16 protein-coding genes and 1 pseudogene are annotated in these 15,937 nt (G+C 44.5%); 8 read left to right on the plus strand and 9 right to left on the minus strand.

Annotated features, from left to right (window positions below; genetic code table 11):
* On the plus strand, positions 1–576 hold the full coding sequence (locus IX95_RS09685; protein ID WP_038159211.1) for a hypothetical protein: 576 nt from the start codon (positions 1–3) through the stop codon (positions 574–576).
* Between the two features lie 48 nt (positions 577–624).
* Here IX95_RS09685 and IX95_RS09690 read toward each other — a convergent pair whose 3' ends face one another.
* Together IX95_RS09690 and IX95_RS09695 are read right to left on the minus strand one after the other, a co-directional pair.
* On the minus strand, positions 625–933 hold the full coding sequence (locus IX95_RS09690) for an AzlD family protein (RefSeq protein WP_038159214.1): 309 nt from the start codon (positions 931–933) through the stop codon (positions 625–627).
* A complete protein-coding gene (locus IX95_RS09695) occupies positions 923–1,636 on the minus strand; it encodes an AzlC family ABC transporter permease (protein WP_038159217.1) in 714 nt (237 codons plus the stop codon). The genes IX95_RS09690 and IX95_RS09695 overlap by 11 nt, the downstream gene beginning before the upstream one ends.
* A gap of 106 nt (positions 1,637–1,742) precedes the next feature.
* Here IX95_RS09695 and IX95_RS09700 point away from each other — a divergent pair, with 106 nt between their 5' ends.
* Positions 1,743–2,624: a LysR family transcriptional regulator gene (locus IX95_RS09700; protein WP_038159220.1), complete on the plus strand. Its 882-nt coding sequence runs from the start codon at positions 1,743–1,745 to the stop codon at positions 2,622–2,624.
* A 113-nt stretch (positions 2,625–2,737) separates the two neighbouring features.
* On the opposite strand, the gene IX95_RS09705 is transcribed toward IX95_RS09700, so the two are convergent.
* Complete coding sequence (locus tag IX95_RS09705; RefSeq protein WP_038159223.1) at positions 2,738–3,607, minus strand: MBL fold metallo-hydrolase; 870 nt, start codon at positions 3,605–3,607, stop codon at positions 2,738–2,740.
* A gap of 112 nt (positions 3,608–3,719) precedes the next feature.
* Here IX95_RS09705 and IX95_RS09710 point away from each other — a divergent pair, with 112 nt between their 5' ends.
* Positions 3,720–4,595 carry a LysR family transcriptional regulator gene (locus tag IX95_RS09710; protein ID WP_038159225.1) on the plus strand — a complete coding sequence of 292 codons (876 nt, stop codon included), beginning with the start codon at positions 3,720–3,722 and terminating at the stop codon, positions 4,593–4,595.
* Positions 4,596–4,664: 69 nt separating this feature from the next.
* Here the strand turns inward: IX95_RS09710 and IX95_RS09715 are convergent, their stop codons facing one another.
* The 4 genes from IX95_RS09715 to IX95_RS09730 form a co-directional block, all read right to left on the minus strand.
* Positions 4,665–5,738, minus strand: a complete 1,074-nt coding sequence (locus IX95_RS09715; protein WP_038159227.1) for a M23 family metallopeptidase — start codon at positions 5,736–5,738, stop codon at positions 4,665–4,667.
* 425 nt (positions 5,739–6,163) lie between these two features.
* The gene (locus IX95_RS09720) at positions 6,164–6,739 is read right to left on the minus strand and encodes a YceI family protein (protein WP_038159229.1); all 576 of its coding nucleotides are present in this window, start codon (positions 6,737–6,739) and stop codon (positions 6,164–6,166) included.
* Between the two features lie 180 nt (positions 6,740–6,919).
* Entirely contained in the window at positions 6,920–7,444 is a 525-nt protein-coding gene (locus IX95_RS09725; protein WP_038159232.1) for a hypothetical protein, read from the minus strand.
* Between the two features lie 204 nt (positions 7,445–7,648).
* Complete coding sequence (locus tag IX95_RS09730; RefSeq protein ID WP_038159235.1) at positions 7,649–8,530, minus strand: LysR family transcriptional regulator; 882 nt, start codon at positions 8,528–8,530, stop codon at positions 7,649–7,651.
* 132 nt (positions 8,531–8,662) lie between these two features.
* Here IX95_RS09730 and IX95_RS09735 point away from each other — a divergent pair.
* Both IX95_RS09735 and IX95_RS09740 read left to right on the plus strand, forming a co-directional pair.
* Positions 8,663–9,268: pseudogene (locus IX95_RS09735) on the plus strand (short chain dehydrogenase); the annotation flags it as partial.
* A 203-nt stretch (positions 9,269–9,471) separates the two neighbouring features.
* Positions 9,472–10,023, plus strand: a complete 552-nt coding sequence (locus IX95_RS09740; protein ID WP_038159243.1) for a cytochrome b — start codon at positions 9,472–9,474, stop codon at positions 10,021–10,023.
* Positions 10,024–10,177: 154 nt separating this feature from the next.
* On the opposite strand, the gene IX95_RS09745 is transcribed toward IX95_RS09740, so the two are convergent.
* Both IX95_RS09745 and IX95_RS09750 read right to left on the minus strand, forming a co-directional pair.
* A complete protein-coding gene (locus tag IX95_RS09745) occupies positions 10,178–12,067 on the minus strand; it encodes a methyl-accepting chemotaxis protein (RefSeq protein WP_038159245.1) in 1,890 nt (629 codons plus the stop codon).
* Between the two features lie 129 nt (positions 12,068–12,196).
* A complete protein-coding gene (locus IX95_RS09750) occupies positions 12,197–12,976 on the minus strand; it encodes a formate dehydrogenase accessory sulfurtransferase FdhD (protein WP_051912524.1) in 780 nt (259 codons plus the stop codon).
* Between the two features lie 181 nt (positions 12,977–13,157).
* Here IX95_RS09750 and IX95_RS09755 point away from each other — a divergent pair, with 181 nt between their 5' ends.
* The 3 genes from IX95_RS09755 to IX95_RS09765 all read left to right on the plus strand — a co-directional run bounded on the left by IX95_RS09755 (position 13,158) and on the right by IX95_RS09765 (position 15,935).
* Positions 13,158–13,622: a DUF3305 domain-containing protein gene (locus IX95_RS09755; protein WP_038159249.1), complete on the plus strand. Its 465-nt coding sequence runs from the start codon at positions 13,158–13,160 to the stop codon at positions 13,620–13,622.
* A complete protein-coding gene (locus tag IX95_RS09760) occupies positions 13,612–14,091 on the plus strand; it encodes a DUF3306 domain-containing protein (RefSeq protein ID WP_038159251.1) in 480 nt (159 codons plus the stop codon). Before IX95_RS09755 ends, IX95_RS09760 begins: the two co-directional genes overlap by 11 nt.
* A 182-nt stretch (positions 14,092–14,273) precedes the next feature.
* A complete protein-coding gene (locus IX95_RS09765; RefSeq protein WP_038159254.1) occupies positions 14,274–15,935 on the plus strand; it encodes a 4Fe-4S binding protein in 1,662 nt (553 codons plus the stop codon).
* The last annotated feature ends 2 nt before the right edge of the window (positions 15,936–15,937 follow it).

A 15,937-nucleotide genomic window follows, 5' to 3' on the forward strand; every position in this document is an offset into this window, starting at 1 on the left:
ATGATCTTACCGAGCAAACGCCTTTCCAGAGACAGTGATTTTCTGGAGTTTGCCAAGCACTATCAATCCATATCAGGCAATACGAGCAAGATAGAGCAATTGAAGAGCCGAACGTGTGTTCGTGCGTTTTACGACTCAAAAGGAGAGATGTGCGCAGGGTACACCGTCAACTGTGACAACCCCTTGGTTTATATCGCGGATTTACCGAAAGACATGGAAGCGCACCCCCTTCAATACGCGACGGAAAACATTGTTGAAGGTGGAGGGCTTTGGGTAGAGCGAGAATTATCTGATTTTGAGCGCGGTTTTGTCTTTATCTATGCCAGCTGGGACGCGTATCGTATGAAGAAGCGCTATTTCATGTCTGGTGCCCGCAACCCCAAAGTCGCTGAAAGACAAAAGTACATTTACCCCAATATCCTGTTTGAAGGCCCAACTGAGAAGTTTGATTATGTCTGTATGCTTTACTGCAGGCGTCAGTATATTCTATTCCAGATTGGGCTCTTCATTTCGCGATACTGGATTGCTCAACCGATTAAAAAATGGTTTAGAAACCTGAAAGCAGCGACGACCTGACTTCAATGGAAAGAGCCTAAGATAAGGCTCTTTTACTACCTAGTGCCGCTAAAAAGTTCTAGTTAAAGCTGCCAGCACAATACCAAGAGTGATGGATGTCAGAGGTCGTTTAAAGGCCAGTGTGCCGATAGCCGTCACCAGCAAGGCGACCTTAGCGCCCATGTCCCCGGTAATAAACAGTGGCGCTATAATCGCTACTAACACTGAGCCCGACATAGCGGCGATAAACTGCTGAACGCGCTGGCTAATGGGGATGTAAGACATCACATAGATGCCACCCCAGCGAGTAATAATGGTGACGATGGTCATAACCGCTATGATCGCCAAGGTGCCTAGATCCGTTGTCTCAATGTTCATTTTTCTTTTCTCCTACAAGCACACCGGCAATGCCACCGGTTAAGGCACCAACAATCACGTGAGCGTTCTCTGGCAGATACAAATACGCGGCAATGGAAGAGATCGCTGCAGATGCCCAGATAATGTAGGTACCGTTGTCTTTATTACCCTCAAGCACCATGGTAAGCAGGAAGCACCCCATGACCATATCAATGCCATAAGCGGATGGGTTTTGAATCGCGTTACCAAAATAAACACCGATCCAAGAGCCGATAATCCAGAAAATCCAAATCGCCAGACCGCCACCAAACAGAATACCTAGTCCTTTCGAGTGTTCTTCGTTAGCAAACGCCTTCATCGACATTGCCCAGTTGGCATCTGAAGCGAGTAACATCACGCCGTAACGTGGCAAAGCCTTCATGGTTTTAATGTGAGGATACAGTGTTGCGCCGATAAGAAGGTGGCGGGCATTGATGGCAAATACCGTGATAGCTAAAGGAAAAACAGGGACATGCGTTTCCCACAGATCTAACGCGCCAAACTGAGACGCGCCAGCAAAAACCAGCGTGCTCATCCACAAAGAAGAAGATTCGCTCAGCCCGACCTGAACGGCCGCCAGACCAAATGCAGTGCCAAAGACCACAACGAATATTGAGATAGGTAGTAAGCTGATGAAGCCTTGTTGTACGGATTGATACTCTAGTTTTAATTCTTTTTCGAGCATGGAGTTAGCCATTTTCATGAGTGATGCAAAGTGAATCAAACAGTAAACTGGAATGATGAAATCGAAAAGCGCATAATTCAGAAATTACCCATTCGAAAATCGAATAATGAATAATCAAGATCTTCAAATTGACTGGTTAAAGAGTTTTGTAGCTATCGTAGACGCTGGCTCTCTATCTAATGCCACGGCAAGTGTCCACCGTTCACAATCTGCTGTGAGCATGCATCTAAAAAAACTGGAAAATGCGACGGGTAGGAGACTTATCGTTAGAGGCAGTCGAAGCATAGACTTAACTGAAGAAGGTCAGGTGTTGCTGGGCTATGCTAGGCGTATACTCGATTTGCATTCTGAAGCGCAGGCTGCTTTTCATGGTAATGAGTTAGTCGGTCAGGTGAAATTAGGGGTGCCCGAAGACTATGCTGCGGAGTATCTAACCCCCATATTAAGAAACTTTGCTTCTCGCTTTGCGGGCGTTGAAATCGAACTTGATTGTGAGCAGTCCACTTCATTGATTCCTAGAGTTGAAAGTAACGATCTGGATTTGGCTTTAGTTTCAAGAGATAACGCCAGTAGGGGAACACTGCTCTTTCAGGAGCCAATGGTCTGGGTTGGAGCACCGCAATTTGAAATTTGGCGCAGAGAAACTCTGCCTATTGCCGTTTATGAAAGCTCAAGTTTGGCTAGGCGCAGTGCGATCAACTCGTTGGCTCAGCATGGTCGGCCTTATAAAGTGGTTTACAACAGCTCCAGTGTTGCTGGACAAATTGCAGCAGTTGAGAGCGGGCTTGCTGTAGCGGTGTTTACTCAGTGTAGTGTGCCAGAACACCTCGAAGTATTGGGGCAGGAACAGGAACAGGAACATGGATTGGGCCCATTGGAACCAATGGAGGTGGCTGTTTATCGTAGCAAAGCGTCCAAAGGCTCCAGAGCCGTAGACTATCTTCATGACTTGCTGGTGAAGACGTTGAAAACAGTGTCTGTTCGCTAAGGCGTTATCATATCGATAGAGTACGAGATAATTGAAATATGGCTAAATTTCAATTATCTCCGTGATGTGGTGGTGCTGAAGCACCAACCACACATTACATTGTTTCTTGCTTCCTACCACTCCATTTCTCCTTTATGGACTTTTGCTCCAATACTGAGAGCAACAGGCAACGCCGCATCTCCATATTTCTCATTCATTTTCTCAATCAACTGCTCGCTGTTCTTGGTTGTTTTCTTAGCTTGCTTAAAGTCCTGGAGATATTGTCGAGAATATTGAATGGAACTCACGTTTAACTCAGTGCCTGAGATCATATGACCCGGAACAACGATTTCTGGTTTCAGTGACTGGATTTCTTCCAATTGTTTAGACCAAAGTGCTTGGCTTTCATTGCTTTGGGCATCTGCCATCCATAGGTGGAGGTCTGTGCCATATATTGAAACGTTACCCAGTACCGCTTTTTCTGATGGAATCCAAAGATAAGGCCGGTGGGCAATATCACCATCAGTACCATGAATTTCAATGGTATGGCCGTCAATGGTTAAACTAGAAGCGGTGTACGTTGTTGGAATATAAGGTGTTACTGGAGCGTTATCGCCCATGCGCGGCGCCCACACCTTAAGTTTGGTCGGCAGTTTTTCCTCGATAACTTTTCTTACAGCAGGTGTTGTAATGATTTGCGCTTCTGGGAACAAGCTATGCAGGACTTCCGCACCAAAATAATAATCCGGGTCCGCCTGGCTAATAAAGATCGTTTTCAAGGTTTTACCTGTATCCAGCACTTTGGCTGCAATGCGAAGTGCATCTGCTTTGGTGAATCCAGTGTCGATAACCATAACCTCATTTTCGCCAATTATGAGTGTTGAATTAACGTGGAAACTGTTTTGGTCAGCGTTGTAAACATCAAAAGTGAGGTTTGATTGTTCAGCTGCCAAAGTATTCGTCGCGATCAGCATCGAAGCTGCAAGTAGGGTAAGTCTTTTCATCATTCTCTCCATTAACTGGGCTGTGTGTTGGGACATGAGGATGATAGGAAATTGACCTGACCGGAAAAATACCTCAAAGTTAACAACATTGTTTCTTAAATCGAACATATGGATGGATAGACTTACCGCTGCTAAAGTATTTGTCGATGTCGCACAGTCGGGCAGTTTTACTGCCACAGCAGATAGGCTAGATATGTCAAGACCAATGGTCACTAGGTACATTGAAGCAATGGAAGACTGGCTTAGTGTGCGGCTTTTACACCGGACGACTCGAAAAGTCTCTCTTACCACCGCAGGGGAATCTTGCCTTAAGCAAGTCGAACAATGGTTGGAGCAGGCTGATAAGTTAACAGCGACAACGGATACTGGTGATGAACTAACAGGGACTGTGAGAATTGCGACCAGTATGTCATTTGGCTTTTCGCAGCTCATACCTGCGATTACTGCGTTTATGAAGCTGCATCCCAAGGTCAGTATTGACATCGATCTTCAAGATTCAGTGACAGATATGGCAGACAGCCAGATTGATTTAGCGATCAGAATCGCTTCTAACCCAGATCCGTCTTTGATTGGCAAGCCCATAGCCGTATGTGACTCTGTGATTGTTGCCTCTCCGAGTTATGTTGAAAATGTCGAGCTGAGTAGACCGGAAGATTTATCGCGACTTCAGTGCTTAGGGTACAAAAACTTCCAACGTCATGTTTGGCATTTGAGTAAAGATGACGAGCATAAAGCGGTAGAGGTGCATTGTCAGTTAACCGCGAATGAGGCTACCGTGCTATTGCATGCAGCACTTAACGGAGCTGGTTTAGCGGTTCAGCCTAGGTACTTAGCTGATGAACATTTATCGAGTGGTGAGCTTGTGCAAATACTCCCCGAATGGCGTCCACAACAGATGAAGGTGTATGCCTTGTATTCTTCTCGAAAGCACTTGTCACGGACAGTGCGTTGTTTGATAGACTTCTTTGAAGATTATCTTGCAAGCTGAACATTTCTATTAGCTCAATGAATCTTAAAGCTATCTCCCGAGGAGAAATCGAGAGATAGCTGTATCATATTAAGGGTTGTCTACTCGATACCAAAAGCATCGTTTTGAGTTGGTTCTCGCATCTAGCATCCACGTATAGCTACAATGGTTATCATAGCTATAACGGCCTACGTCAATCGTGTATGGGCCAAATGAAATATCTTGTAGCGACTCAAAACGTCCGTTATACAACAAAGAAAAATGCAGGTGAGGTCCTGTTGAAGAACCACCTTGACATAAAGCAATGTTTCTTTGACTAGCATACGTTCCTATCTTTTGGTTCTTGGACACCCTGGCCCCATCTTGAACCTGTATTCCATCCATGTGGTAATAGTTTGTTGCCCATCCGTTTGGTGCCGTTACTCTCAGTTGGCAACGAGAAAATACAGAAACATAGCCTTCATGTGCAGCGGTGACACTATAAGTTTGCTCGCCCCAGCGTGGCCAGTCATAAGATACGTCAACTGAAGACAGAGGGTAGCCAGATCCTGTGTGCGAATGTGGGCCGTTTGGTATCCAGTTATATCCCACTCTCCATGGCCACTGCATATCAGGGGGAGAAACGAAAGAGGTTTCTTCAGCAGCTATCGGTGTCCCAAATTGCTCAGAATAAAACGTCTGCCACTTAGGCCATTGTTCGACACTCTGGAGTGATGACACAACAGCATAGGTTGCAGCGAGATCTTGTGTCTCCAGCTGTTGCTTTGTGTGATAAAAAAACTGTGAAAGGCGATTTGCAACGTGTCTAATTTCACTCCTAACTTGTTGTAACTCAGCCTCAGATAATGTGTGATTAAGCGTCCAGCCATGAGACACCGCCAGTGTTGCTAAAATCACTCTGGGATCAACCCCCATTGCTCCGCTCCAATGGTTGAGCTCCTCTTCTAATACTAGCCACTTAGAGTTTTCATCGAAGTAATCAGTGATCAAAAATGGGTATGTTACTGGCCTGTAGACGAAACTTTGCTCTGTGAGTAGAGTTGGAATATTTTGCTGCTCCAATGTCGAAAGGTTAAGTTCACCTGTATCGATAGTAGGTAGAATAGAGTGCGAGAATCCTTGCGCACTAAAAAGTATTAGCAAGGTACCAAGTTGTGTTTTCATAATGTTCTCCAGCCAACTGTTATGCTTGCAAGCCCCAACATGGTGAACTTACGAGCTGACAGCGAGTTCATAGGAGAACGACTGCTCGTAATCTTTTCTCTTTTGATCATTGCAGCACTGCAAGCGATCTTCACTAGCAATAAATGCCAATGACTCTTAAGCCTAATACGGCGTGTTACTCCTGATATGCCGATGTTGAATAGAGTAAAACTCTGCCGTTTTGAAAGTGTAATAAGTAGTGCACTTAGTACCAAAATAGTGCTGTGTCGTACGCTGTATAGAATGATGAACAGAACTTGTGTTGATGGCGAAGAGTGAGAGGCAGAAAATGGATGATAGCTCTGATTACAAGGTCTCTAGATGAGTGTATAAGCAGAGCTACAGTGGGATAAATGGTATAGAAGATAGTTCTATGTCGATCCAGCTTACTTTTCTTTGAATGTCAGAGTCAGATTAAGCGGTACACGATCTGAAATTTTAATCCCCCCAACCGTCGCTGCTAGGTTCGTTAGGTTCTCAGTAGGAATTCCAAAATCCGATGCACCAACAATCACTGGAGAAAGCGAACTGACCATTACGTGACTGTCTGATTTGAACGCCACGACTGAAAAGTTAATCGTCTTAGTTTGTCCATAAAGAGTGACCTGGGCGGGCACTGTTAATTTCTGCGGAGCATCAGACAATGATTGTGTATCAACGTTACCGCTTACCGTTACTGTCGGGAACTTAGCAGAGTCAAAGAACAGCTCGTTCAGGCGACTATCACGAATTGGAATGCCTGTTTGAACGCCTTTTAAATCAATAGACACTTCAAACTTACCGCTGCTGTCAAAAGTGCCCGATAAAGTGTTAATTGTTGCAGGCTCAACAACAAACTGATTTTTAATCGTTGCGAAGCTGACTGAAGAAAGTGAGGGATCCAGTTGGTAATTATCTGCAGCAAACGAATGAGCAGATGCCAAAGCCAGAGCAAGACTTAAAACCGGTAGAACTTTTTTCATTATTGTAATCCTTTTGATAAGTGTTCGGACTCATAGTAGTCCCAAAGACGACAAGGCAATAATGAATTTATTCGATAGATTTTTGTGCTTTTTTCGATGGAATATTAAGCAGGTACAGGAGGCCTAAAAACAGCAGCCTGATAGATAACCATCAGGCTGAGACAGTTACTAGCTAATGAGCTAGATACGATTCGATGTTTTTACGTAACCGTCACCACGGCTCCCCGTTGATTTGTTAAATACGATCCAGTGATAGTTGCCATTGGCCGGGTATGCAGTGATGCTTCTCATTGGCCCTGCCAGGATCGTTGTTCCTGTGTAATCGAACAGGTATAAATCCAGCGACGCGTTTGAGAGATTCGTCAAGCTCGCCGTTGCGGCTTTATTGGCACACTTTTGTTCAAAAGAATGCGCAATTGTGGCGGTTTGAGGCTGTAGATTTGTAAAGTAGTGGTTATTAGAAATTGTGATACGACAGCTGAAATTGTAGGCAGCGGCCATTTCCGCAAAACCTTTCTGTTTGATTTGCTGCTGTTCCTTTTGAGTGATATTGAGTTCAACGCTGTTGTTAGTGGTCTTTTTCGAATCCAGTTCAACCAATGGGTAGGCTACGCCATCCAGATAAACAACGGATGGAAGTTCGGAAGAAGCAAGTGCGTTAAAAGAAAGTGCTGCAAGGGCGAGAGTGGTTGTTACGAGTTTCATGTTTTCATTCCTTTTTATTGTTCGAATAAATATTAAAATGATTTCATATGATTAAAAAGAATGAAAAGATATTGCTGTGATAATAAGATCAAAACTATGTAACTGATAATTATAACTTTTTAAGAATAATTGAACTGAGTTTTACTCAGGGGGGATACATTGTCTTGTGTAGCGCTAGAGCAATGCGGTTTGGTGTACGAGTCTTCAAAGTTGGGCGAATTTTTCTCGAATTAATGGTGTCACATACTCGAAGAACGCATGAACTTTCGCACTACGCCTCATATCAGGGTGCGCCAGCAGCCATAGCTCAGTGTCATATTGGCTCAAGTTTCTGTGTATCGAATGCAAGTTAGGGTTACTTTCGCATAGATAACGGGGAAGAGCAGCAATTCCGAAGCCTGCGACAGCAAATTCATGAACACCCATCAACGAGTTCGAAATTGTTACCGGTGCATCGGCATGTTTGAGTTGGTGAACGATTTTGTTCATTGATGACTGATTGAGGCTGTCGATCAATCTTAACCAGCGAAAGTTCTCTGGCTTATCGTCGGCCATAGTTTCTATATAATTGTGGCTTGCATATGTGGCATAAGATATTTCGGAGAGCTTCCGACCAACCCAGTGTTCTGGTGGGTTTCGTGTTGGCCGTAAAGCTATGTCGGCTTCACGCTGAACCAAGTCTAAATTTTTCGCACCGGTTAAAATACACAATTCGACATCTGGATAGGCATATTGAAATCCTCTAAAGATATCCACCAGCGTATACATCAGAGAATCAGTAGTCGTAATGGTGAGTTGGCCCTCAAGTCTAGAATTCTGGCCGCCTAGCTCTCTGTGGATGCGGTCAACACCTTCTTTTAGTTCCTGAGCGTACTGGAAAAATTTTTCTCCTTCGGCTGTCATTACATAGCCGGTCTGCAGTCTTTCAAAGAGTCTGACGCCAAGCTTTAGCTCAACGCCTTCGATACGGCGAAATACAGTCGAGTGATTTACTCCCAGCTTTCTCGACGCAGCAGAGAGCGACCCTGTCTCGCAAACAGCTAACACAAAAGGAATGTCATTCCAATCTAAGTCCTGTGCATTCATGCAAGCATCCTTTGCAATGTTGCTTAATTTACGTGCACAGACTGTCGAATTATATTTTCTTCATCAACTACGGTGTGCCAATAACGGTTGGCAGCCCAGAGGTTTGAGATTGAGTAATGGTTTAGGAGAGAAGATATGAAAGTTTTGGTTATCGGCGCAACAGGTACCATTGGTAAGGCGGTTGTCGAACAGTTATCAACGCAGCATGAGGTTATCCGTGCAGGTTATAAAGGAGGAGATGTCCAGGTTGATCTGTCTTCAAAGACGTCGATCGAGGAGCTGTTTAATCGAGTTGGGACATTGGACGCTATTGTGAGTACCGCTGGGGCAGCCAACTTTGTTTCGTTAAATGAAGCTAAAGATGAAGACTTCCAACTTGCGCTTAGCAATAAATTGATGGGGCAGGTTAATTTGGTGAGAGTAGGGCAGGAGCATTTGTCTGATGGTGGTTCTATCACTTTAACCTCAGGTGTTTTATCTCGTCAGCCGATGCCGGGCTCAGTCACGTTGAGTATGGTTAACGGCGCTTTAGAGTCATTTACAAAAGCGGCTGCGTTGGAAGTAGAGCGTGATATTCGTATTAACGTTGTCAGCCCAGTGTTTGTAAAGGAAACCATGGAGATGATGGGTATGGATCCAACCTCTGGTCTTTCTGCTGACGACACCGCTAAAGCGTACGTCGCATCAATCGAAGGTAGTGCCAATGGAGAAACGTTAGACGTTTTAGATTTTGTATAAGTAAGCACCGTTTTTCAAACTAAGGGGCCTAAGTAGAGGCTCCCTTTATCTGGGAGATGCTCCGTCCTAAGTAAGAACTGATTGAATGGCATACAGGTACGCGTCGTGTGTAGCTCAGTATCCATATTAGGTGTTCATGTTTCATTCACGTAGTAAATAGTAGTTTGTTCCTGTTGCTAGTTATCATTAGCGGAGAAAGGAAAATGGATACCAGAGAAAAACTATCATCGATTACCATCACACTTCACTGGGTCGTAGGTGTATTAATGCTCTATATGGTTATGTCAGGCCTCTTTATGGAAGACATCGGAATTCAATGGTTGTTTGATTCTCATACCTCGTTTGGAGTGGCAATCTTACTAGTTGTCATTCCAAGAGTTATCTGGCGGTACTCAAATGGCTGGCCGGAGCATGCTGGAGACTACACACAGTTTGAAAAAATAAGTGGTAAGGCAGTGCATTGGGCACTTCTGATTGCGACTCTACTTATGCCGTTATCAGGTATGATGATGGCGATTGGCGGCGGACATGGCTTACACTTTTTTAGTTTTGATCTTTTAGCAGCTACGCCAGACCCGACTAATCCAGGAGAAAACGTAGTTATTTATCCGCGTCTTGATGATATTGGGGATACTATCCACTCCTTCATCGGCGAAACACTCTTGCCTGCTGCGATCATTCTTCATATTGTCGGAGCACTCAAGCATCACTTAATCGACAAAGACAGAACGCTGCTGCGAATGCTAGGTCGATAACTACGTAAATTTAGGCGCCGTTCTAATGTCTCACATGAAGTTATAAATGCGCCAGTGTCAAGAAGACCCGCAAAGTAAAATCGGTGAGCTGGGCGCACAAAAAAGGCCGTATCATTTTCATTGCCCAAATGATACGGCCAAAGCTATCAATCGATTAATATTTGAAGTTAGCGACAATTTGCTCCAGTTTGTGGCTAACACCTGACACTTGTTCGCTACAACGAACGGAACCTGCTACTACTTGGTGTGTGTCGCCTGCTAAATGTGCAATTTCGGTAATGTTGCGGTCTATCTCTGCAGATACCATGGATTGCTCTTCTGAAGCGGTTGCTATTTGTGTATTCATGTCCGACATTTCACTGATCCGCAACGTCATCGCGTCAATCGCCTTGACCACTTCCTTGGTACTGGCCTTGGTATGATGCGCTTGATCTAAGCTTGAAGACATTTTCGTAACGGTTTGTTGTATACCGGATGTCAGAGTCTGAATTGTGGTTTCTATTTGATGGGTGGAATTGTTTGTCATCAGCGATAGCTGTCTGACTTCATCGGCTACCACAGCAAAGCCACGGCCATTTTCACCCGCCCGAGCGGCTTCTATTGCAGCATTTAGAGCAAGGAGGTTAGTTTGTTCTGCAATCCCTTGGATGGTCGCGATAACTTGATTAATCTCTTTGCTCTGCTCAGCTAGGTCCTCAATTAAGGCTTGGGACTCTTCAATATTCGTCGAGAGAGCTTCAATACTGTCACTGGTTGAGTGGGTGACATTTAGAGCGCTGTCGGCCTGATGTTTCATACTCTCAGCATTTTGAGCTGCGGACTCGATATTGGCGGTAATCTCATTGCTGGTCATCACTAATTCGTTGACCGCAGTCGCCACAGATTCTGACTGTACCTTCTGCTGCTCAGCATTATTCATACTTTTTACAGCGGCATGCTCTGAACTGCATGAGCTTTCACTCAACACCGACATAACACTGGCTAACTCTTTAATGTGACCATGAAGTTGGGATATGAATCGGTCAAAAGAGTTAGCAAGTTGGGCTAATTCATCATCACCTTTGGCATTCATACGGACTGTTAGGTCACCATCCCCACTGGCAATGTTTTCCATGAGGACGTTTATGGCTTGAATACGGCTTAGGATGCTTCTCCCAATAAGGAATAACATGCTTGAGAGTAAGACAACAATTGCTCCTCCAATTAAGAAAAGCTGACTTTTGATTTCTGAGGACTTTCGAGAAATGACTTGGCTTATATCAGTTTGCAGACCGTTGATGGCTTCTTCAGTATTATGAACGTTAGCTCTTAGTGCGCCTCTAAGCCCCTCGCTAGAGGTCAGACCGAGAATTTCACAAGCCTCGACTAATTTTTCTGCGTTGCTTTGGTATTCAGTAAACACCGACTGAAGTGATTGAGGAACATGCTCACTTGCAGAAAACTTATCTAGAGAGGCGAGGAAGGAGGCACTTGTTTCTTTATTGGTATTAGCGAGATATCGATAATCCGCTTCCATTAGCTCAAGTAGTTCAACTTCTAACGCAAAACTGTCTTTGTCTGCTGCAGCGACTTTCAATGCTTTTCTAGAGCGTTCCATTTCTGCAATTAAGTTGGACGCGACATCAACTCCTTCAATTGCGTTAACTTGGTTTACCAACTTGTGAAACTGGACTTGGTACTGATTGAGAGTTGATACAATAATGGAAGTACGTTCTTCCATATCAAGATTGTGAGACTTTAAAACGATGGTAAGGGCCGTTAAACGTTCTGATAACTCTTCAAACGTTTTGTCGAAACGCTGCGGGTATTTCATATCTTTACGCGCAAGAAAATCCTTTTCGTGACGACGTAACATAAGCAGATCGACGGAGCTTTGTAGATTATCTATGGCCGCATGTTCTAAGGATTCGAAACTGTTAAAACTGACTTGCTCGTAATAAGCGTACAAGCCGACGCTAACCAGTAAAGTCAAATTGATAAGAATTAACTTAGCACGAATGGAAAAAGAAAAAGCAAACCGCTCTGATTTAGGTGAGCCGTTCATGGACACCTCCCTGTAGCCTGATGACATTGAATATTCGCTTTAATTATGTGCTTTATGACAGTTTTGTTAATGCGAATATAAAACTAATAGCATTGGAGAGGTGTTTTGCAAGTTAGCTGGCTATAAATATCATTTCATATCACCTTTTACATCAAATACGATTTTTTCTGCTCCGGTGAAAACCTGAAATCTCAGCCCTTTAGCCCTTGCTATCGTCGTAATTCCAAACTTTTTAGCTAAATCTAACCCCATTTGGGTAACGCCAGAGCGTGAAAGCAATACTGGAATACCCATCTGCGCTACTTTGATGACCATTTCTGATGTTAGTCGACCCGTTGTGTAGAAGATTTTATCCTCGCCGCTTAGATTCTCTAGCCACATTTCTCCGGCCAGTGTGTCGACAGCATTGTGCCGACCGACGTCTTCGACAAAAGACAACACTTCATTGTGTCGGCAGATCGCGCAACCATGAACAGCACCAGCTTTTTTGTAGGTGTCGTTGTAGTGAGTGAGCGCCTCAAGTGCAGAATAAATCTCCGATTGTTTGAGTTTCACTTGTGGTACCTGATAGTTCTCAAGCTGCTTCATGACATTGCCGTACATGGTGCCCTGACCACAGCCTGATGTAACGGTTTTCTTTTTTAGTGCACTTTCAAGATGCTCAGTGTTTTCTTTCGTGATAACGGCTGCGCTATGTGTTTCCCAATCGATGATGACTGACTCAAGTGATTCTAGGTCTGAAAGAAAACTCTGGTTTTTTAGGTATCCAAGTACAAGAGACTCAGGGCGTGATCCTAATGTCATCAGCGTGACGATTTCTTTCCAGTTGAGCATCACAGTCAGAGGGCGTTCACAGGCGATCTGTTTGACAATTTTTTCACCATATTCATCGCAGACTTCTACTTCCATGGTCTGCAGTGGATTCTCACTGGTTCGGATGATGTTAGGTTTCACTACAAGGTTTCCTGCTTTAGATTGTTTGCGGTTTTGAAGGGGTAAGCAAATACCGTTCCCATCACGTAATCCAATCACAGACCTTAGGTACAGTTATTGCTAGAAAACAACAAAATGAATATTTGAGCGAATAAGTATGTCAAAACAAGAAATTGTTAGTGCTCAGCTAGAGAAATCTGAGTCTTTGTGGTCCATGAACTGTGACCTAAAATCCCATGAAATCTCGACGGGAGTATGGTCAACCACGCAATGGCAGCTGCTTGGGTTTGAGCTTCAACCTGACAGTTACAGCGAAAATACAACGACGCTACAACTACATCGAGATGAGAGAACAGATTACCGCTTCAACCTAAGTTCTCAACAGCCGAAGCTTTTTCTGATTCTGGATGCTGTAGACAATGAAGAACAACCCCATATCGTTTCACTGACGGCTTCGCAGAGTGCGGCTGGTCAGTATATGGATGGTGATTATCTGGTGTTATCTAATGAAATGCCGTTGCCTGTCCAAGCTTGGATCGAAGCGTACATAGGTCGTCATGGTGAACTGCTTGAAGTAAGACGTAAGAAGCGTAAAGGAGCGGGGCGTTCAAGTGGCAAGTAGCTTTATATCGCGTTGGTCTAAACGCAAGTTTGATGGTGAGCAGGAACAGAACGCTTCCCTCACCGATCTGCCTCCTGAAGACGCAGCAGGCCAACTCGAAAGTGACGGTAGCTCTACAGATATCACGCTAGAACAAGACTCTAAAGAGACGAGTGTGGCAGCGTTATTGGTCTCTGAAGCCGAATCAGCCGTAAAGAAAGCGGCGTTGAGAAAGCTGTTCTTATCCGGTGAGTTCAGTGAGGTCGATCGACTCAATGACTATGATCACGACTATAAAGCGGTGAAGAGTTTATCCACCGACGTGGCCGCCAAGCTTCGGGAGTGGGTGAATCAAGATGATGAGCAAGAAAATTCCACTGACGTGGAGTCTGATAGTTCAGATGTTGAACAGCCTTTGAATACAGAAAATGACTTAAGTGCTGAAACCGATGCAGATGAGGTGGGACAAAATATACCACACAAAAAATAGGTACATTTTGACTAAACAATCAATTACGAGGGTGGGACAAAATGTCTCACCCTTTTTTTATTCGGTTTCCTAGTAAGAGAAATGAGTGTAACTAACTGATAATTAATAATATTAAAATTGGTATAGCAATTGCTAATAAACGGATAAAACAAAATTCATGTTCTTAATGCTGGAACAGAGCAATGCTAAAACAACTATTACAACAATCTCAGTCAGAGAATGGTAAAGCGCGTCTTTACGCGTTTGAGAATACCGTTGAACTGACAAACCTCATTCCTCCTACGGTCAGTTATGAGAGTGGAGGACATACACTCATCATCGGGCCGACTTCAATTATTGAAAGCGCCGCAGAGCAGTTGTCTCAAATGGGAAGCTTAACACTGCTATCTACTGATGGTGAGCCTGGCAGCCATGGCAATATTTATTACGCCAATCAGGTTCAAGTCTCAGGGTTTCTCGGCGCATTTGATGTTCATACACAAAACCATGGCTTGAGCAGCAATCTGGCTCAGGTCGCCATCAATCAACAATGCTTCGATATCGTATTAGATCTTTGCCTCAATAGCTGTATGGATGAAGAGGTACCCGCTCCGGGTTACTTCCCTGTAGGCAGAGGCTATCCAAAGCTTGCGGATGCTCTGGAAGAGATCCCAAACTTAATGGGGACGTTCGATAAACCGAAGTTTTTTCGATTGGATACCGATCTCTGCGCGCATAGTTCACGAGGGGTTAAAGGCTGTGAGCGCTGTGTTGACGCTTGCCCCGCAGGTGCTTTGTCTAGTGAAGGGAGTGACAAAACGGGTCATCGAATCGAAATCAACCCGTATTTGTGTCAGGGCGTAGGTACGTGTGCAACGGCTTGCCCGACAGAAGCTATCCACTATGCATTGCCGAACCCTCAAGAAACTCAGAAATTTATTGAGCGTACTTTGGCGAACTATCACCAAGCTGGAGGGGTTGCTCCGGTTGTACTGATATGCAGTGAGCGTCACGAAAACTTTAACGTTATGGCGCTAAATGTGTTGCCGGACAATGTTGTTCCTATTGTGGTTGAAGATCTTCCGTCGGTAGGTATCGACTCTTGGTTTGCAGCTTTGGTCAATGGAGCAACACAAGTGTTGTTTGCCGCAAGCAAGCGTATGCCAGCGACGATATTACGCGTTTTGCAAAATGAAGTTGCCACAGCGCAGGAGTTACTGTCTCAAATTGGCATTGAACGAGACACTATCGATATTCTCTACATGGAATCGCTAAGTGAGAGTCGCCCACAATTGCGTGTTGACTCGTTTGATTTGTCACTCGGTGACTTACAAGGCAATAAAAGGCAGCGACTTTTTACCGCTCTTGATTCGCTCGCCCAGACTCGAACTCCTATTGAAACTCTTGTTGAGCTTCCTGCTAATGCGCCTTATGGCAATATCTCTTGCGAAAGTAAAGACTGCACATTGTGCATGAGCTGTGTTGCGGTTTGTCCAACCAGAGCACTTCATACCGACGGCCAATCACCATCGCTTAAATTTGTTGAGCAAGACTGTGTTCAATGTGGGCTATGTACCAAAGCCTGCCCTGAAAACGCTCTTACTATGACGCCTCGAATGAACTGGGATGCGGCTGCTCGGCAGTCAGCTATGACGATTCACGAAGAAAAGGCGGCGGAATGTATACGCTGCCACAAACCTTTCGCGCCTCAATCTATGATCGATATGCTTCAGAATAAGTTACGTGGTCACTCTCACTTTAATGATGACAGTGCGCTCAACCGTATCGCCATGTGTGAGGACTGCCGAGTCATCGATATGTTTGAAGCGATGGCTGACGATCCGACCAAACAGCTGAACTATTAGGA

It is taken from the genome of Vibrio sp. B183 (assembly GCF_000740665.1).
Lineage (GTDB): Bacteria > Pseudomonadota > Gammaproteobacteria > Enterobacterales > Vibrionaceae > Vibrio > Vibrio coralliilyticus.